Annotated in this window: 19 protein-coding genes; 13 read left to right on the top strand and 6 right to left on the bottom strand. The window is 58.5% G+C overall.

Annotated elements, in window-relative coordinates:
• Nucleotides 1-9: 9 nt before the first annotated feature.
• The 13 genes from AC0V61_RS02710 (at nucleotide 10) to AC0V61_RS02650 (ending at nucleotide 11,080) form a co-directional block, all read left to right on the top strand.
• The gene (locus AC0V61_RS02710) at nucleotides 10-762 is read left to right on the top strand and encodes an SDR family NAD(P)-dependent oxidoreductase (RefSeq protein WP_486155741.1); all 753 of its coding nucleotides are present in this window, start codon (nucleotides 10-12) and stop codon (nucleotides 760-762) included.
• Nucleotides 763-777: 15 nt separating this feature from the next.
• Complete coding sequence (locus AC0V61_RS02705; RefSeq protein WP_486155740.1) at nucleotides 778-1,416, top strand: bifunctional 4-hydroxy-2-oxoglutarate aldolase/2-dehydro-3-deoxy-phosphogluconate aldolase; 639 nt, start codon at nucleotides 778-780, stop codon at nucleotides 1,414-1,416.
• Between the two features lie 16 nt (nucleotides 1,417-1,432).
• Nucleotides 1,433-2,464, top strand: coding sequence for a PfkB family carbohydrate kinase (locus AC0V61_RS02700; protein WP_486155739.1), 1,032 nt, complete (start codon nucleotides 1,433-1,435; stop codon nucleotides 2,462-2,464).
• A 655-nt stretch (nucleotides 2,465-3,119) separates the two neighbouring features.
• On the top strand, nucleotides 3,120-4,334 hold the full coding sequence (locus AC0V61_RS02695; protein ID WP_486155738.1) for a class I SAM-dependent methyltransferase: 1,215 nt from the start codon (nucleotides 3,120-3,122) through the stop codon (nucleotides 4,332-4,334).
• Nucleotides 4,331-4,690, top strand: a complete 360-nt coding sequence (locus AC0V61_RS02690; RefSeq protein ID WP_486155736.1) for a hypothetical protein — start codon at nucleotides 4,331-4,333, stop codon at nucleotides 4,688-4,690. Before AC0V61_RS02695 ends, AC0V61_RS02690 begins: the two co-directional genes overlap by 4 nt.
• A 31-nt stretch (nucleotides 4,691-4,721) precedes the next feature.
• The gene (locus tag AC0V61_RS02685; RefSeq protein WP_486155735.1) at nucleotides 4,722-5,894 is read left to right on the top strand and encodes a nitrilase-related carbon-nitrogen hydrolase; all 1,173 of its coding nucleotides are present in this window, start codon (nucleotides 4,722-4,724) and stop codon (nucleotides 5,892-5,894) included.
• A complete protein-coding gene (locus AC0V61_RS02680; protein ID WP_486155734.1) occupies nucleotides 5,891-6,595 on the top strand; it encodes a chromophore lyase CpcT/CpeT in 705 nt (234 codons plus the stop codon). Before AC0V61_RS02685 ends, AC0V61_RS02680 begins: the two co-directional genes overlap by 4 nt.
• 18 nt (nucleotides 6,596-6,613) lie before the next feature.
• The gene (locus AC0V61_RS02675) at nucleotides 6,614-6,931 is read left to right on the top strand and encodes a DUF1330 domain-containing protein (protein WP_486155732.1); all 318 of its coding nucleotides are present in this window, start codon (nucleotides 6,614-6,616) and stop codon (nucleotides 6,929-6,931) included.
• On the top strand, nucleotides 6,924-7,418 hold the full coding sequence (locus tag AC0V61_RS02670; protein ID WP_486155731.1) for a VOC family protein: 495 nt from the start codon (nucleotides 6,924-6,926) through the stop codon (nucleotides 7,416-7,418). The genes AC0V61_RS02675 and AC0V61_RS02670 overlap by 8 nt, the downstream gene beginning before the upstream one ends.
• A complete protein-coding gene (locus AC0V61_RS02665) occupies nucleotides 7,415-8,503 on the top strand; it encodes an NADP-dependent oxidoreductase (protein ID WP_486155730.1) in 1,089 nt (362 codons plus the stop codon). Before AC0V61_RS02670 ends, AC0V61_RS02665 begins: the two co-directional genes overlap by 4 nt.
• On the top strand, nucleotides 8,494-8,955 hold the full coding sequence (locus AC0V61_RS02660; protein WP_486155729.1) for a VOC family protein: 462 nt from the start codon (nucleotides 8,494-8,496) through the stop codon (nucleotides 8,953-8,955). Before AC0V61_RS02665 ends, AC0V61_RS02660 begins: the two co-directional genes overlap by 10 nt.
• On the top strand, nucleotides 8,952-10,286 hold the full coding sequence (locus tag AC0V61_RS02655; protein WP_486155728.1) for an MFS transporter: 1,335 nt from the start codon (nucleotides 8,952-8,954) through the stop codon (nucleotides 10,284-10,286). The genes AC0V61_RS02660 and AC0V61_RS02655 overlap by 4 nt, the downstream gene beginning before the upstream one ends.
• Nucleotides 10,283-11,080 carry an alpha/beta fold hydrolase gene (locus tag AC0V61_RS02650; RefSeq protein ID WP_486155727.1) on the top strand — a complete coding sequence of 266 codons (798 nt, stop codon included), beginning with the start codon at nucleotides 10,283-10,285 and terminating at the stop codon, nucleotides 11,078-11,080. Before AC0V61_RS02655 ends, AC0V61_RS02650 begins: the two co-directional genes overlap by 4 nt.
• Here AC0V61_RS02650 and AC0V61_RS02645 read toward each other — a convergent pair.
• Genes AC0V61_RS02645 through AC0V61_RS02620 form a run of 6 tightly spaced genes read right to left on the bottom strand, consistent with a single transcriptional unit; the run spans nucleotide 11,077 to nucleotide 16,965 of the window.
• Nucleotides 11,077-12,255, bottom strand: coding sequence for a CaiB/BaiF CoA transferase family protein (locus tag AC0V61_RS02645; RefSeq protein ID WP_486155726.1), 1,179 nt, complete (start codon nucleotides 12,253-12,255; stop codon nucleotides 11,077-11,079). The genes AC0V61_RS02650 and AC0V61_RS02645 overlap by 4 nt on opposite strands.
• The gene (locus AC0V61_RS02640) at nucleotides 12,252-13,172 is read right to left on the bottom strand and encodes a hydroxymethylglutaryl-CoA lyase (protein WP_486155725.1); all 921 of its coding nucleotides are present in this window, start codon (nucleotides 13,170-13,172) and stop codon (nucleotides 12,252-12,254) included. Before AC0V61_RS02640 ends, AC0V61_RS02645 begins: the two co-directional genes overlap by 4 nt.
• Nucleotides 13,172-13,801, bottom strand: a complete 630-nt coding sequence (leuD, locus tag AC0V61_RS02635) for a 3-isopropylmalate dehydratase small subunit (protein WP_486155724.1) — start codon at nucleotides 13,799-13,801, stop codon at nucleotides 13,172-13,174. Before leuD ends, AC0V61_RS02640 begins: the two co-directional genes overlap by 1 nt.
• Entirely contained in the window at nucleotides 13,798-15,177 is a 1,380-nt protein-coding gene (locus tag AC0V61_RS02630) for a 3-isopropylmalate dehydratase large subunit (protein ID WP_486155723.1), read from the bottom strand. Before AC0V61_RS02630 ends, leuD begins: the two co-directional genes overlap by 4 nt.
• 26 nt (nucleotides 15,178-15,203) lie before the next feature.
• Complete coding sequence (locus tag AC0V61_RS02625) at nucleotides 15,204-15,713, bottom strand: DUF3598 domain-containing protein (protein WP_486155722.1); 510 nt, start codon at nucleotides 15,711-15,713, stop codon at nucleotides 15,204-15,206.
• Between the two features lies 1 nt (nucleotide 15,714).
• Nucleotides 15,715-16,965, bottom strand: coding sequence for an alpha/beta fold hydrolase (locus tag AC0V61_RS02620; protein ID WP_486155721.1), 1,251 nt, complete (start codon nucleotides 16,963-16,965; stop codon nucleotides 15,715-15,717).
• Nucleotides 16,966-17,054: the final 89 nt, after the last annotated feature.

Below are 17,054 nucleotides of genomic sequence, written 5' to 3'. Positions count from 1 at the left end.
GGAACGATTATGAAATTTGCTGGCAAAGTTGCCGTAGTGACCGGTGGAAGCCGCGATATTGGCCGCGCAGTGTGCGTTAAACTCGCATCCGAAGGTGCAAGCGTTGTTGTGAACTACAACAGCAATCAAGCGGACGCCGATGCAACGGTTGCCGCCGTGGAAGCAGCGGGCGGTAAAGGCATCGCGGTGAAAGCTGACGTGACCAAGCCTGCTGACGTGGACGCTCTCATCGCTGCCACAACTGAAGCTTTCGGTGATGAGGTTCACATCCTCGTCAACAATGCAGGCGGCCTTGTTGCGCGCAAGACTTTGGAAGAGATGGACGAGGAGTTCTTCAACTTCGTCATGCAGTTGAACGCCACCTCAACCTTCCTCGCGTGTAAGGCGGCTGTGCCTCTCATGAAAGAGGGCGCTGCGATTGTGAACTTGGCATCGCTGGCAGGCCGCGATGGCGGCGGAGGCGGGGCGATTGCCTATGCCACGTCCAAAGGCGCGGTGATGACGATGACCCGCGGCCTTGCCAAAGAGCTTGGCCCCAAAGGCATCCGCGTGAACGCGCTGTGCCCTGGCATGATTGCGACCACTTTCCACGACAAGTTCACGCCTGATGCAGCGCGTGAGAACGTCGCAAATTCAACTCCGCTTCGCCGCCAAGGCAAAGCAGAGGAAACCGCTGATCTCGTCGCCTATCTCGCCTCTGACGAAGCATCTTTCGTCACCGGCGCGAACATCGACATCAACGGCGGCCTCGCCTTCTCGTAATTGGAAAAGAACGCAATGCGAGAAGAACTGACAAGCCGCCTTTCAGCTGCGCCAGTGGTGCCGCTCATAGGTGAAAATGATGCGGGCCGCGCTGTAAAGACGGCCGAGGCGCTTGCCGATGGTGGTCTTTCGGTCATCGAAGTCGTTATGCGCAGCTCGGACGCGCAAAAAGGCATGGAAGCAATCCTTGCAGAGACGCAAGGCCTGATCGTTGGCGCGGGGACTGTGCTGACCCTTGATCAGGCCAAATCGGTCCGGGCAAGCGGTGCGCAGTTCATCGTATCACCCGGTCTTGTCGATGAGATCGCCGAATATTGCCTTGCAGAAAACATCCCTTTCTACCCCGGCACTATGACCGCCGGCGAAGTCCAACGCGCTTATGCGCTTGGGCTTCGTGAGGTGAAATTCTTCCCTGCATCGCTGGCAGGCGGTGTGCCAATGCTGAAAGCGTTCTCTTCGGTGTTCCGGGAAATGCGCTTCATGCCAACCGGCGGTGTATCGGCAGACAATCTGGCTGAATTCTTAGCCCTTCCCAGCGTCATCGCCTGCGGTGGCAGCTGGCTTACACCCAAGGAAGCGGTCGCATCGGGCGACTATTCCCAAATCACAACCCTTGCGAGCGAAGCTGTGTCAATTGCACAGGCCGCTCGCTGAATGAAAGCTCCTCCCCATGGCTGAATTCCTCTCTTTTGGTGAAATCATGCTGCGGCTTAAAACGCCGGGCCACCAACGCTTTTTCCAATCCCCTGAATTTGAAGCAACCTTTGGCGGCGGCGAGGCAAATGTCGCGGTTGCGCTGTCCAACTATGGCTTTGATGCAGGGTTTGTCAGCGCGCTTCCCGACAATGACATAGGCGAAAACGCCATCATGGAACTGCGCAAGTTCGGCGTTGATACAGCGCACGTCAGCCGTTCGGGCGACCGCGTTGGTATCTATTTCTTGGAAACAGGATCGAACCAACGTCCGTCAAAGGTCGTTTATGACCGCGCGAACTCTTCTATCTGCAATGCAGGGATGGATGAGTTTGATTGGCCTACGATCTTCAAAGGCGCCAAATGGCTCCACATCACCGGCATTACGCCAGCGCTCAGTCAATCGGCGGCCGACCTTTCGATGGCCTGTGTCAAAGCGGCGAAAGAGGCCGGCGTAACGGTTTCATGTGACTTCAACTTCCGTGGCAAACTTTGGAAGTACGGCAAGACCGCGCCAGAAGTGATGCGTGAGCTCGTGAAATACGTCGACGTTGGCATTGCGAACGAGGAAGACTGCCAAAAGTCGCTCGATATCTCGGTTGATGTCGATGTGGAGAGCGGCGAGCTTGATACCAAGAAGTATGAAGCGCTGGGCCAAAAGGTCCTCGACATCTATCCCAATATGCACACCATCGCCATCACTTTGCGCGAGTCCTTAAGTGCAGACCGCAACAATTGGTCAGCTTGCCTTCGCACCCGCGAGGGCGGCTTCAAGCTCAGCAAAAAATATGAACTTACCGATATCGTTGACCGTGTTGGCGGCGGTGACAGTTTCGCCTCAGCGCTCATCTATGGACTCAACGCCTATGAAGACCGCCAGCAAAGCCTAGAGTTCGCTGTGGCGGCATCTGCGCTCAAACACACGATCATGGGCGACTTTAACCGCGTGACTGTGCCAGAGGTTGAAAAACTGATGAGCGGCGATGGTTCTGGCCGGGTTCAGCGTTAAGCATGACTTTGTACCCGTTCACACTGCGACTGGTTGTGGGATGTGACCCGGCCATCGGGCTGTTCCCGCAGCAGTCGTGTGTGAATGACAACCTGACCCCTGAGCAAGAGTCCTTTGAAAGGGCTGTCTCAAGAGAATTGATAGAAGATCTGGCCGACGAATAGTTCGCGGCGTAGAATAACGCGCGCCACTGCGCGACGCGCTCGAACAAAGGACCGGATTTTGGTCCTAGGTTAGCGCTTTTTGATAGCCGCGTGACAGTCATCTGCGTGCAGCGAGGATTTGTGCGAGAGCCCTTGCCCCGCTCTCAGAGTTTTTACTCGAACGAAATCTGTGCGCTCAGGCGTTATTGAGCACCGCCTCAATACATCGTCGTTTGCGGCTGGTGTTCTCAGCCTCTGCTTCCTATCATGGCGGGAGCCGCGCACTAAGGAAGCGAGCGAGTAAGCGCTCCCATGCGCCGTTATCCTGTACGACACACACCCGGCTAGCCTCGTTAAAGTGGTGCAAATCGGCTCGAATGCTTCGCCTCGAAAATTCGGGGGGAGGGATATTGGCTAGCAAAAACGAAAATCGAGCTGGACGATGCCCCTTTGCGATTGACATAGTCATCACGGACATGCAAATTTGTCCGGACAACTTTTGAGGTAGAGGCATGGCTTCCGATCTTCCCCCACCGTACACCGCGCTAACCCGCCATCCGATGATGCCCCGCACCAACCACGACGAGGCGGCGCGTTTCAATTTCTTGACGCATTTCAATCGCTACCTTTCGGGCGAAGTGGGTGTTGGTAACAAGCTTGCTTATGAGAACCAGGTTCTTCCCGCCTTTCGCGCCGAGCATGGCCGCGACCCTGAGCATCGCTATGAAATCCGCGATGGCATGATTAAGAACGACTGGCACCGTATGTGGTCGGCTTTAAAGCGCAACTCGATGGAGATGCGCCAGCATAATGGTCGCCAAGCCGTGCTGCGTCAGCTTGACGAGCTCGATGCGATGGCCGCGCAATTTAATGAGCATTCGGGCCTTCTTGAACTCGACCCGTCGGTGGAGCAGCCGTATTATCAAACGGCGGTCGACATCCACTGTCAGCCCGGCGGATATCATACCGAAGAGCGGCGCGGTGATGTGACGGTGGGCGCGAATTACGACATAGGCTTGTTTGCAACGACTGGAGGCGCGCTGGGCGGTTTGAATGATGGCGGCGGGCAGGCGGTTGTCGAATGGGCGAAAAAAGAACGCCCCGATTGGCAGCCCAAACGCATTCTCGATATCGGTTGTACCGTGGGCCACAATGCCGTGCCAATTGCTCAGGCCTATCCTGATGCTGAGGTGATCGCGATTGATACCGCTGGTGCTTCGCTTCGCTACGGCGCGGCGCGCGCTGCTGCGATGGGTGTCACCAACATCAAATTTGTGCAGGCCTCGGGTGAGGACCTCTCGCGCTGGGCCGATGGTGAGTTTGATTGGGTTCAGACGACCATGTTCCTGCACGAACTCTCGTCCAAGGCGATGCCCAAACTGCTTGCCGAGGCGAACCGAGTGATGGCTCCGGGGGGCCTAATCCTGCACATTGAGCAGCCGCAATATTCGGACGAAATGCCGTTGTTTGAACAGTTTATGCGCGATTGGGACGCTTTCAACAATAACGAGCCGTTCTGGTCGGCGATGCACGGGCAGGACTTGAAGCAGGTTATGGCGCAGGCTGGTTTTGCCCTTGAAAACCAATTCGTGGCAGGGGTCCGGGCCGTGGTTGATCCTGAGATTTTCCCGCCGTCTCCTGATGAGGGCGAAGAGGACTTTGGCCGCGCTGCCATTTGGAACGCTTACGGTGCGTGGAAGCCGATGGTTCATGAGGCCGCTGCATGAGCGATCCCATCGACTGGGTCTCGCTCTCCGGCAAGCGCGCCAAGGGTAAGCGGCCCGAGTATTTTGAAGACCCTGCGCTTGATCGCCTTTACTCGACCGTCTTTGCGCTCGCGGCGGAAGTCTCTGCCTTGCGCGAGCGGCAGGACACGGTCGAGCGACTGCTTGATAAGAACGGCGTAGTAAGGCGCGAAGATATTGAGGGCTACGAACCCGACCGGGAATCAGGCGAAGAACGCGGCCTGCAAACACGCGCCTATGTCTCGCGGATCATGCGCGGGTTCCAGCAGCACGTTGAGGCGATGGAAGCAGAAGACCCGCCGATTATGGACGTCGTGGAGAGACTGTCGCGCGAATAGAGGCATTCTCGCAAAATCGAGGGGAGGGGACATGGCTGCTAAGGATACTGACGGATTAAACCGCCGCGCTCTTTTGGGCGCTGGAGCAGGTGTCGCGGCGGCTACGGCCATCGACTGGACAGCTTTCGCCTCGCCAGCAGCAGCTGCAACGGGCAGTCCCGGCGATCCGGTGCAAATGCGCTCAGATGGCAGGTACGCCAGTGTCCTGCTTGCGAAAGACACGATATCCATTGCAGTAGCGCAGACCCGCGTGGTGCCTGTTGAGCTTGGTAATATTGCGCAGACGCGCCGCGCCAATGTCCAGCATATGTGCGATGTGATCGACATTGCGAACGGCTTCTCGGGTTCCAAGGATCTGATCGCTTTCCACGAGTTTCCGATCACCGGCTATCGCCATGTCTGGGACCTAAACGACGCACGCAAGATCGCGATTGAGCTGCCCGGTGAAGAGACCGAAATGCTCAGCGCGAAGGCGCGCGAATATGGCAGTTACATCAGCTTTGGTTCCTACGTGCGCGACCCGGATTGGCCCACGCGCCTCTTGTCCATCACCACGATCCTGAACGACCAAGGCGAGATCATCGCCAAGGATTGGAAGGCACGCAATCTCAAAGGCTTCTTCCCCGGCGGGCGCGAGCTTTTCACCACAACGATCTATGACGTCCTCGACGAATATGTGGAGCGCTATGGCTGGGACGCGGTCATTCCGGTGATCCAGACCCCGCTTGGCAATCTCTACACCAGCTCCTCGCAATTGGAGCCCGAACTGTTCCGGGCAGCCGCCATGAAAGGCGCAGAGATTATGCTGCGCACCGCAACCGGCAATTACAACGAGACCGACATTCGAGCCGTCTCCATGTACAACCGCGTGTACTCGACCATCGCAAACAACTCAGCCTCGCCAGAAAACAAATATTATCTCGCCGATTCCAACCCAGGATACGCTGGAATGGTTGGCCCAGACGGCGAGTTCTTCGAGCGTTCCGAGACCGATGATGAAACGCTCATCTATGGCCGCATTCCCATCGCAAGCTTCCGCGCGCGCCACCGCCAGCCGATTGTGCACAGCGAATTGGTGATGCCCATTTTTGAGCAATACCGTAGTCCTTACGGCCCCAATCTGCTTAAAGACTATCAGCCGACCGACACCAAAGATGCTGGGCGATATCTACGGGCGAAAACCCGCTGGACAAGCGGGCGATGATGGTGCGTCGGCTCGCCGCTTTGCTGATCGCTCTTGCAGCGTTTCCACACATTGCTTTGGCTAAGCCCGATGCGGACACTTCTGATCGCGCACCTTGGATGGAGGTCGTGCGGTTCTTGGAAGTGCTCTCATTCAGCTACGCAACTGCCAAGGACAACAGCGATGCAACGATCATCGATCAGCGCGTCGCCACTTGGGTGGTCGGCGAGCATGGGATATGGATCTACAGCCAATTGAACACAGGCGCGGAGCAAAAACTCTACCGTCAACGCCTCCATCACATGATTGTGTCTGAAGACAACCGCGAAGTCATTCAGCGAAGTTACGTGTTTAAAGAGCCAGAGCTTTTCGAGAGTGCTTGGAAGGACTCCTCGGCACTCTATGTAATAACCAAGGATGATCTTAAGCGAGCCCTGCCGGAGGGCTGCGATCAGGTATGGCTTAAAGATGAAGCTGGCCGTTGGCGCGGCAAGGTGGACCCCGCGACATGCCTCATTTTCTCCGAGCGGCGTCAGGCGCATATTCGGATCGGTGCTGATAGCTATTACCATGGCGGCGTGTATGCCACCTCGGAGCGTGGCTTTGATGAGCAGATGAACCCGATCTGGGGCTCAAAACCGGGCGAGTACATCCTCCATCACCAATGCGTTTCCCTCTATTGCACCGATGAGGCGAAGGTCTTGCGCGAGCGTGCCCAATAGCAACTCAAAGGAACTCACATGCCAGCCTATATGATCGTCGCCGCTAGAATCGCCGACCGCGATGCCTTCATCTCAGGCTACGGTGCTGCCGCTGGCGCGCTCGTTGCTAAGTTTGGCGGGCGCTACATTTTGCGTGGCCCGGGTGCGGAATTGCTCGAAGGCGAATTTGGCGATGGCGCATCCATGGTGATCTCCGAATGGCCCGACAAAGCGGCGGCCAAGGCGTTCTGGGACAGCCCCGAATATGGCGAGGCTAAGAAATTGCGCGCTGGGATAGCCGATTGTCAGGTGTTGCTGATCGAAGCGCCTAGCATCGCGGAGGCGCTCAATGCCTGAGGGGGCGGGCATCGACGTCATCAAGCGCACAACGGTCATAGTGCGCGACGCGGAGAAGGCGGCGCAATGGTACGAGAGTGTGCTTGGCATGAGCCGCTGGATGGACACGCCATTCACGCTGTCGGGCAATCAATTGGCATCGGGCAAGAAGGGGGATCAGACCCGCCTTGTCATCATGAAGGCCGAGCACGACGAGATTGGCATGATCGGCCTTCTCCAATGGGTCGACCCGGTGCGCAGCGATGTTCCTGCGCAGTTGCCAACCGAGATACCTTTTGGAACGCCGATTTTCGTGGTTGCCTCCAAGGACACGGAAGCAACGGTTGCGCGAGCCCGCGCTACTGGTTCGCGCATTCACGCAGAGCCTTTGGAATGGACTGTCACGGGAGCTGATGGCCGCAAGAAGGACATGATGGGGGCAAGCTTCTGGGATCTGGACGGTAATTTCTTTGAGGTTAATCAGGTGCTTCGGATCCACGAAGCGTGAACTTGCCCGAAGCCCTCTCAGCGTTTGATGTCCACTTGGCGCAAGGGTTTAGCGAGGACGTCAACCACCAATGGCGCATCGCGCGAAGGCCTGATGGCAATGTAAGACCTGAGGATTTTGGCTGGCATACCGAACCCATACCTGAACCTGCTGAAGGGGAGGTGCTGCTGCGGACCCACTACCTTGGCCTCGCACCAGTGATGCGGTTTTACATGCAAGGCACGGCTCGCACAGGCGATGCGACGCTGGGCATTGGCGATGTGATCCACGGACGCGGCGTTGCTCAGGTCATTAAGTCTCGCCACCCCGATTGGCGCGAAGGCGAGATGGTGCAGGGCCAGACCGGCTGGCAGACCTACAAGGTCAGCCGCATGAGCGCCCAAGAAAAGTTCTTTCGCATGCCCAACAACGGGCTTCCCGCAGCGCTTGGTGCAGGGGTGCTTGGCATGACCGGCCTTTCTGCACACGCTGGCCTCTTTGCCTGCGGTTCCCCGCGCGAGGGCGACCGTATGGTCTTATCCGGAGCCGCAGGAGGCGTGGGCTCCATGGTCAGCCAGATGGCGGCCAATGTGGTAGGTTGCGACGTGGTCGGTATGGCGGGCGGCGCAGAAAAATGCGCCTTCATTCGCGAGCACGGCTGCTCGGCAGCAATTGACTACAAGTCGGACGATATCGAGGCCAAGCTCGACGAATTGCGGCCCGATGGCATCGACCTCTACTTCGACAATGTCGGCGGGGAGACGCTGGAAGCTTGCCTCGAACGCCTCAGGATGCACGCCCGCGTCGTTCTGTGCGGTTCGATCAGCGAATACACGCGCGATGAGCCCTTCAAGCTCTCCAACTACACGCGGCTCAGAGCAACCGACAGCGTGATGCGCGGCTTCTTCGTCTACAATCACCTGGACCGCTGGGAAGAGGTGATGGAGGACATCGCTGGCTGGATTTCCGATGGACGCCTCAAACCCGTCCAAGACATCGAAGAGGGCTTTGCGGCCATGCCCCGCGCCCTCGCTAACCTATATTACGGCGCCAATGTCGGCGTCCAATGCTGCTCAGTGTGTGGAGAACCCGAAGAATGGCTGTGAGTGATGAAGCCCCCGTCCGCTTTCAAAGAGCGAACTTTATCGTAGCGGATTTGGACCGAGCGCTGACTTTTTATGAGCGCGTGCTTGGGTTCGAGGTTGAGTACCGGCTGGGCGACAACCCGAACAGCTACTCGCGGCCCGTGTTCGATATTCCTGATGCGGCTGAGCTTGGTTTTGTGACCCTCAACCTCCCCGGACAGCGCCGGGTGATGGCTCTCACCGAGATCGGGAAAGTCGCGATGGACCCTGTCCCGCACCCGCGGCGCAGCGCGATTGTGCTCGAGACCCATGACCCCGACGCTGTAATGGCGGGCGCGCGCGAGCTTGGTCTTACTGTCTATGAGGAAGAGGTGCTCAAGACCCCTGATGGAAGGGTGGGCCGCGAGATCGGAATTGTCGACTTCGATGACAATCTGATCGTCATATACAACTTCCCGAAAGGCCAGCAATGAGCTCTGAAAGTAACGCTGATTCAAAGGCCTACCCCAGTGCAGTCGCGGGCTGGGCGCTCGTCGTATTGCTCACGCTCGCCTATATTTTCAGCTTCGTCGACCGCTATATTCTCGGGCTTTTGATCGAGCCGATTAAGGCCGAGTTTGGCTTGTCGGACAGGGCAATCGGCTGGCTCTTGTCGGCCTTCACATGGGTCTATGGCTTTGTCGGCATCTTTATGGGCTGGCTCATTGATCGGGGGCGTCGGACATGGATTGTTGCCATCGGTATGGCGCTCTGGTCGGCTGCGACGGTAGCAACCGGCATGGCCAAAAACTTCGTCCAGCTCTTCACCGCGCGCATGGGTGTGGGGATCGGTGAGGCAACGCTGAGCCCTGCGACTTTCTCCATGATCGGCGACAGTTTCCCGCCTGAAAAACGCGGCAAACCCATCGCTTTTTACTCCAGCGCTCTGCCGATCGGGGCAGGGCTTGCCTCGCTCTTATCGGGCGCGGTGATCGCGTGGACGGCGGCAAGTGGCAACCAGAGCCTGCCGCTTTTCGGTGAGCTTGAACCTTGGCGCTTTACGCTGATCGTGGTCGGCCTCCCGGGCCTGTTCTTCGCCGCGCTGTTTCTCTTCATCCGAGAGCCTGCCCGCAGGCCCGCTCAGACCAGCGATGAGGTGATCGGTGGCAATGGGATTGGCGATGCGTTCAAGTATATCTGGAACAATTTTGCGCTCTACTTCGGCTTCGTCATGGTGGTGTGCTGCATGACCGCGATTGCTTACAGCCAAGGCTTCCTCGCACCCGTGTTTGAACGCACATGGGGCTGGTCGCCGCAGACCTACGCCACCGTCAACGGCATCTCGCTCCTCATTATTGGGCCGCTCAATATGATGCTGATGGGTACGATTTCCGACAAATGGACCTCCAAAGGTGTGCCGGATGCAGCGCTCCGGCTCATGTATATCGGCTTCTTCATCATGGTCCCGACCGCCGCGCTCCCGATGTTCATGCCCAACGCTTTGGCCGCTTTTGCAGTGCTGTGCGTCAACACGGTAGGGATCGGCATTGTCTCGGCGATTGGCGTCACCGCGCTTCTGGTCATTACACCTGCTCAAGTGCGCGGTCAGATCGTCGCGCTCTACTACCTCGCGATCAGCTGGTTCGGATCGCTCGGGCCAATCGTCGTGGGTGAGCTCTCCAGCCAGGTGTTTGGCGAGGACGACCTGAGGTTTGCAGTCGCTGCCGTACCCTTCATCTTCGCGCTTATACCGCTGGCGATGATGCCGATGACGCGGCGACGCTACCTTGCACAGGTGCAGCTCATTGAGAGCAGCGGTTCGTGAATGCGATAACCAAGGGGTACTCCGACGGCCCGTTCGGTCAGGTGCATCGGCGTGTGTGCGGCAAGGCAGGGTCCAAGCTTGACCTCCTCTGCCTGCATCCAGCGCCTTTCAGCGGCCTCGCATTCACCACCATCATGCCGCATCTCGCGCAAGGCCGACGGGTGATCGCGCCCGACTTTCCGGGGCATGGTGGGTCTGATCCGCACCGCCTCGACGCGGCGGTTGAGGACTATGCGAAGGCTATCGAGAGCGTCATCGCAGACCTCTCGTCAGACCGCCCGGTTGATCTTCTTGGCTTCCATACAGGCTGCCTTGTCGCGTGCGAATTGGCGCTCATCGCTTCTGCCAAAGTGCGCAAAATGGTACTGATCGACGTGCCCGCGTTCGATGCCGAGACCCGCGTCACCCAGCTCATCGATAGCACCAAGCCGCCGGACTTCACTCCCGACCTCTCCAGCCTTGCAACGGCTTGGGAGCGGGGCATCACGCGCCGGGTTGAGAGCCAAGGCATGGAGCGCAGTTTCGCAATGTTTGTCGAGCATCTGCGCCACGGTGAGGCGATGAATGCGGGCTTCCATGCTGGTTTCACCTACCGGCTTGAAGAGCGGCTCGCGGCGGTCCAGCATCCCACCACCATCATTGCGACCCAGTCGATGCTTCTTGATGCCACTCGCCGGGCGGCTTCTCTCATCCCCGGCGCAAGCTTGGTCGAACGGCTCGACATCAAGCGCGCTGTGCTTGACGAGGCGGCTGGCACAATAGCGCCTGAGGTTTCGGCAGCCCTCGATAGCTAGGTCTCGCCGACCGAACCTGCCTCTATCAACGCCTCTATCCGCGTCTCATCATAGCCAAGCGCCTCCAGAACCGCGCGGCTGTCGGCGCCTGCTTGCGGCAGTTGTTGCGGTGCGCCGATCCGTTTGCCATCCATCTCCAGCGGGATGGTGGGGAGGCGAACCTGCGTGCCATTATCCAGCGTCACATCTTCAAGCCCGCCTTCGTTCAAGTGCGGGTCGTCGAACATGTCTTCAGGCTTGCCAATCGGCGCAAACGGCAGGCCCGAGCCATCAAGCTTTTCGATCACCTCTGCCGCCGTCATTGTGCCGATCAGGGCGCGGATTTGCGGGATGATCTCATTGCGGGCCATCACGCGGGCGTTGTTCTCGCGCCACGCCTCATTGGCCCATAGGTCATCAAGGCCGAACAGCTTGCAGAACTTCTCCCACAGCGCGTCAGTCACAACGCCGATGAACACCGGCTCATCGCGGGTCTCAAACACGTCATACACCGCCCATGCCGACACACGCGCGGGCATGGGCGCGGCGGGGGTGCCGGTCACCGCATATTGCGCCATATGTTGGCCCACGAGGTATATCGTGGTTTCAAAGAGGCTCGCGGTGATCTTTTGCCCGCGGCCTGTGCGGTGGCGTTCTTCGAGCGCGGCTAGGATACCGATCACGCCAAACATGCCCCCGGTCACGTCAATTACGCTGGCCCCTGCTCGCGTGGGTTTGCCCGGTTGGCCTGTCATATAAGCGAGCCCACCCATCATCTGCGCAACCTCATCCAAAGCGGTTCGCTTTTCATAGGGGCCGGGCAGGAAGCCTTTTTCCGAGGCGTAGATCAGGCCCGGATTGCCCTTGGAGCAGCTTTCATAGTCAAGCCCCAAGCGGTCGAGCGCGCCGGGCCGGAAGTTCTCGACCAGCACATCTGCGCCGTGGATAAGGTCCTTGGCGACCGTGATGCCTTCCTCGCTTTTGAGGTCGAGGCAAATCGATTGCTTGCCCCTATTGTACATCGGGAAATAGCCAGAGCCTGAGCCCAGCAGACGCCGCGTGCGGTCGCCGCCAATGGGCTCCACCCGGACGATTTCTGCGCCAAGCCCTGCAAGGATATGGCCCACCGTCGGCCCCATCACCATGTGGGTAAATTCGACGACTTTGATGCCGGCTAAGGGGCTTGGGGAGCTCATGCTGCCACCCTTTCTTTGTAGTCGAGCATGGGCCCTGCATCGGGCGTAAAGCCGTAAAGCGGCTCGCCCGGAAGCGCCTCCTCCACAATGCTGCGAACTTTAAGGAGCTTCTCAAGATCAATCCCGGTGTTGCAGCCCATCGAATTGAGCATCAGCACGAGGTCTTCGGTCACCAGATTGCCGCTGGCTCCCGGCGCGAATGGACATCCGCCAAGCCCGCCAAGAGAGGCATCGAAGGTCGTAATGCCTTCCTCCAACCCCGCGACCACATTGGCGAGCCCAAGCCCTCGTGTGTTGTGCAGGTGAAGGGTGGTGAGCATGTCATCACCCACAGCTGCTTTCACTTTGCGCGTTAAGCGACGAACCTGCGCGGGATCGGCGTAACCAGTGGTGTCGGAAAGGCTAAATTCCATCGCGCCTGCTTTGGCAGCCTTTTCAGCAAGACGCACCACTTGGTCTTCGCTAACCGCGCCTTCCATGGTGCAGCCAAAGGCGGTCGATAGGCCAACAGCAAAGTGTATGCCGTGCTCCTTAGCAATCGCCGCAGCGGTCCGGATTTCTTCGAGCATCGCAGGGTGGTCTTTGCGAACATTCTTAATCGAGTGGGTTTCGCTCATGGAGAAGGGGATGCTCATCCCATCAACGCCTGCTTCCGCCGCAAACTGTGCCCCTTTTGCGTTGGGTACGAGCGTCACTACGTCGAGCCCTTCAATCCCTTTTGCAAAGGCAACGAGCTCGGCAGTGTCGGCCATTTGCGGGAGCAATTTTGGCGGCACAAAGCTCCCCACTTCAATTTCGCGCACGCCTGCTGCGGCTTCGGCAGCGATCCATGCCTTTTTGGCGTCGAGCGGCATCACCCGGTCGATGGATTGGAGCCCATCGCGCGGGCCCACTTCGGATACGAGAATATCGGTCATTATGATTTCTCCAGATAGACCCAAGGTCGCATGGTGCGGTCAGCTTGAGTCCAGTCGGCGATAGCGCTCGCCTGTGTGAGAGTGAGGTCAATCGCATCGAGGCCTTCTGTCAGCATTTGCTTGGCTTCGGGATCGATGGTGAAGCTGTGCGATTGACCAGTGCCTAAACTCGTTTGCTCGACGGTTTGCGCTGCTAGGTCGATGGTGACCTCTTTTCCTGCGACGCTGCTCAACGCGTCACGGGGCAGTGCAATCGGCAAGATAAAGTTTCGAATGCAATTGCCTTGGAAGATCGGTGCGAAGCTCTGCGCAATGACCGCTTGAATGCCCCATTCTGCCAGCGCCCAAACGGCGTGTTCACGGCTGGATCCGCAGCCGAAATTTGATCCTGCGACCAGCACTTTTGCAGACCGATACTCCGGCTTGTTGAGCATGAACTCGGGGTTCTCTTCGCGCGTTTCTGCATTGAGATAACGCCAGGGAGCAAACAATCCTTCGGCCAGTCCCGTGCGCCCGGTGGTGCGCATTTCACGGCTGGGAATGATCGCGTCGGTATCGACATTGTCGGCTAAGCGCTCTGGGTTGAGCGGCGCGGCAATGCTGGTGAGGGGCTGAGGAAAAGCGCTCATGCGGCTGTCTTCTCCACCGCTATCTCGCGTGGGTCTGCGATGACGCCTGCGATTGCGCTCGCCGCTACCGTTTCAGGTGAGGCGATATGGGTGCGGATGCCGGGGCCTTGGCGCCCTTCGAAATTGCGGTTGGTGCTGGAGATCACGCGGGAGCCTTCGGGGAAACCCTCTCCGCCAGCATAAAAGCAAAGAGAGCAGCCACTCATCCGCCATTCGAACCCAGCGGCCTTGAAGATTTTGTCGAGCCCTTCGGCTTCCGCCTGCCGTTTGACGCTGAGCGATCCTGGGACCGCGAGCGCTTTCGTGATGCTGGGCGCAATCCTGCGACCTTCAAGCAATGCAGCAGCGCGGCGCAGGTCAGAGATGCGGCTGTTGGTGCAGCTTCCAATGAACGCTGCGGTAAGCGGTGTGCCTGCGATTGGAGCGCCTGCAGTAAGGCCGATGTACTCATGTGCGCGCTCCGGCCCTTGTGGGACTTTTGCGTTCACTGGGACGGTGTGCTCAGGGCTTGTGCCCCAGCTGACCATTGGGGCGAGGTTTGCGGCGTCGATCACGATTTCGCGGTCGAACTGCGCATCGGGGTCGCTCTTGAGGGCTGTCCAATAAGGATCTTTGAAATCGGCGGGGGCATAGGGTCTCGAGGCCAAAAATTCGAAGGTTTTGGCATCTGGCGCAATCAGCCCGGTCATCGCGCTGAACTCGGTCGCCATATTGCACAACGTCATGCGCGCTTCCATGTCGAGCGCCTCGACAGCTTCGCCAGCAAACTCGACCACATGGCCTGCCCCGCCGCCAGCGCCATGCTGAGCGATCAGGGTGAGGATCATGTCTTTGGCTGTGACGCCCGCGGGGAGGGTACCCTTAAACCTCACACGCATGGTCTTGGGACGATCGAGCCTCAGCGTGCCCGTCACCATAGCGTGCTCTGCTTCGGAAGAACCGATGCCCCAAGCCAGCGCTCCAAATGCGCCTTGCGTGCAAGTGTGGCTGTCAGGCGCGACCAAGGTCACTCCGGGCAGCACAATGCCTTGCTCCGGCGAGATCACATGGACGATGCCTTGATCGCGGTCGTTCACATCGAAGAGGGTGATACCAGCCGCCTTGCACGCCGCGCGGGTTTCGGTGATGAAACCTTCGCCGCCTTGCATCAAAGTGCCATCACCGCGCCCCGGACGGGTGTCGACGATATGGTCCATCACTGCAAAAACACGCGCGGGATCAAGCACCTTGCGGCCCATCTCAGCCATTTGCTTGAGAGCGGATGCCCCGGTACGTTCATGCAGGAACACGCGATCAATCGCAATCAAAGACGCCCCGCCAGAGGTCTTGGCAACCTCATGCACGTCCCAGATTTTATCGAACAGTGTTCCTGCCATAGCCTCTTATTACCAGACGCCTTGCATTAGGCAGACGCCTTCATCTCCGCATCAATCGCGCGCCAATCCTTGGTGACGAATGTCTCCTGAATGGCGGTGCGTGTTTCCAATACTCCATTGCGGATCCAGTGCCATGTGCGGCATCGGTTTTGCCCGTCATCGGAGATTTGGATCTGCTCATAAAGATAGAGCGAAGGATCGCCTGTACGCTGCCAATAAAGCATCATTGTGCGGTTATATTCGTCCAATGGCACCTCGGCGGCCCACCCTTGGATCAGCTCATTGTCCCACCAAATCCGGCCTTCGCGATAGGTCGCGGGGAAGTCGCGAATTTCGGTTTTGCCATCGGGCCATGTGTAGTGATTGGTCTGGTGATAAGGGATGTCGTCTTCACCCGTCATGCGGCAGAGAAGGCGGCTGGCGTGCTGGTCCACCATTTCGTCTTTGGCGTTGAAATAGGTGTAAGTCCCATCCCAAACGCCCTCATGGCGCGCGAGAAGGGGCATGCGTTCAGCAAATTCGGCGTAGGTGGTCATTCTAAGCTCCCTTGAGAGATAAAAGTGTGTTGTGCCAGCGTGCGCTCGCATCGCCTGCTCTGATGCGGGCAAGGGCGCGGGCGTGTAATTGATGCAGATCAAGCGTTTGGGGCTGGAGAGGGATCGCGTTTGCAGCGCCTGCCTCATACCATGGCTCGAAGAATGCTTCGGCGCGGGCCGCCGCCCAGGCACATTGAAGATATTGCCCAAAGCGGTCTGGGGCCATGTCTGGGTAGAGTTTGGCCGGATCACCCTTAGGTGGCTCCGGCCAGAGGATTTGCGAAGCGCCCAAGGCTTGCGCTGCCTTGTCGATAGTCCCGGCCATATCGTCGAAATCCGAAGATTGGCCGTGGCCGGGGACGTCGATTGCGAGGCCTCCCTCAACCGGAGACCCCATATCTTCAGCGGGCCCATGCAATGTGAGCGCTCCTCCGCGCGTCCCGGCCCAGTGGATCAGCCCACCGTCGATTTCGAGCCAGCCTTCACCCTGATCTTCCTTGAGGGGAGGGCAGCCTTCTGCGCCCGCATGACCGAGAAGAAATTGCAGGCTCACCTCTTGATGGTCGGCAGGGGTGCGCACTTTCTCAGCGGACCACCCTCGCGGCATTTCGCCAAGACGGTCGATATGCGCCTGTAAAGGATCGCCATCATAGGCGCTAATCAAGCACGGCGGTACATCGGCATCGACGGCGGGAATATCGCGCGGGGCCCGCAAAACTGCGCCGTATCCCGCTTGATAATTATTGCCCGCATCCAGCATCTCAGAGACTGCCTGAGCCACGCGGCCGACGTCCGCATGAGCCACTGAAAGTCGCGCTTCCTCGCGTGTATCAAACCATGGGAAAACCCAGCTTTGTTCAAGCATCCGGTTCCACAGCCAAGTGAGGTGCTCGCCATAGTCACTAGGGTGAAATTCGGGGAGATAGCGCTCTCCAAAGATGCGCATTTCCTCTTCATTCCAGATCGCATAACCACCTACGGCTAGCGCTTTGAAACGTTCTGGTTGGCGCTTTAGGGCCGTGACAAGAATGATCCCGCCCGAATGAAATCCGTATGCGGCGCAAGGTCCTAACCCCAATGCATCGGCGAACTCACACACCGCATCGGCGAAATCATTGATCTCTGGGTGCCCTTGTAAAGGATCACTTTGTCCGAACCCCGGTGAATCGGGCGCAATACAGGTGAAGTGCGCGGCCCACTTCATCATCAAGGCTTCATATTCGGCGCTTGAGCGCGGGCTTTGATGGACCATAAGCAGCGGCGGGCCTTCACCGCAGCGGCGATAATGGACCTTCCGGGATGCTCGCTCGTTGGAGCCAGGGATAGTGAGAATATGACGTG

The organism is Erythrobacter sp. JB1-4 (assembly GCF_057365025.1).
This window is presented reverse-complemented; position numbering and strand designations above follow the sequence as displayed.

Bases quoted from the DNA above. Each gene is read 5' to 3' on its own strand.
- AC0V61_RS02710 (WP_486155741.1), top strand. From the start codon at position 10: ATGAAATTTGCTGGCAAAGTTGCCGTAGTGACCGGTGGAAGCCGCGAT.
- AC0V61_RS02700 (WP_486155739.1), top strand. From the start codon at position 1,433: ATGGCTGAATTCCTCTCTTTTGGTGAAATCATGCTGCGGCTTAAAACG.
- AC0V61_RS02640 (WP_486155725.1), bottom strand. From the start codon at position 13,172: ATGACCGATATTCTCGTATCCGAAGTGGGCCCGCGCGATGGGCTCCAA.
- AC0V61_RS02645 (WP_486155726.1), bottom strand. From the start codon at position 12,255: ATGAGCTCCCCAAGCCCCTTAGCCGGCATCAAAGTCGTCGAATTTACC.
- AC0V61_RS02695 (WP_486155738.1), top strand. From the start codon at position 3,120: ATGGCTTCCGATCTTCCCCCACCGTACACCGCGCTAACCCGCCATCCG.
- AC0V61_RS02690 (WP_486155736.1), top strand. From the start codon at position 4,331: ATGAGCGATCCCATCGACTGGGTCTCGCTCTCCGGCAAGCGCGCCAAG.
- AC0V61_RS02660 (WP_486155729.1), top strand. From the start codon at position 8,494: ATGGCTGTGAGTGATGAAGCCCCCGTCCGCTTTCAAAGAGCGAACTTT.
- leuD (WP_486155724.1), bottom strand. From the start codon at position 13,801: ATGAGCGCTTTTCCTCAGCCCCTCACCAGCATTGCCGCGCCGCTCAAC.
- AC0V61_RS02675 (WP_486155732.1), top strand. From the start codon at position 6,614: ATGCCAGCCTATATGATCGTCGCCGCTAGAATCGCCGACCGCGATGCC.
- AC0V61_RS02685 (WP_486155735.1), top strand. From the start codon at position 4,722: ATGGCTGCTAAGGATACTGACGGATTAAACCGCCGCGCTCTTTTGGGC.
- AC0V61_RS02670 (WP_486155731.1), top strand. From the start codon at position 6,924: ATGCCTGAGGGGGCGGGCATCGACGTCATCAAGCGCACAACGGTCATA.
- AC0V61_RS02620 (WP_486155721.1), bottom strand. From the start codon at position 16,965: ATGGTCCATCAAAGCCCGCGCTCAAGCGCCGAATATGAAGCCTTGATG.
- AC0V61_RS02630 (WP_486155723.1), bottom strand. From the start codon at position 15,177: ATGGCAGGAACACTGTTCGATAAAATCTGGGACGTGCATGAGGTTGCC.
- AC0V61_RS02625 (WP_486155722.1), bottom strand. From the start codon at position 15,713: ATGACCACCTACGCCGAATTTGCTGAACGCATGCCCCTTCTCGCGCGC.
- AC0V61_RS02680 (WP_486155734.1), top strand. From the start codon at position 5,891: ATGATGGTGCGTCGGCTCGCCGCTTTGCTGATCGCTCTTGCAGCGTTT.
- AC0V61_RS02655 (WP_486155728.1), top strand. From the start codon at position 8,952: ATGAGCTCTGAAAGTAACGCTGATTCAAAGGCCTACCCCAGTGCAGTC.
- AC0V61_RS02705 (WP_486155740.1), top strand. From the start codon at position 778: ATGCGAGAAGAACTGACAAGCCGCCTTTCAGCTGCGCCAGTGGTGCCG.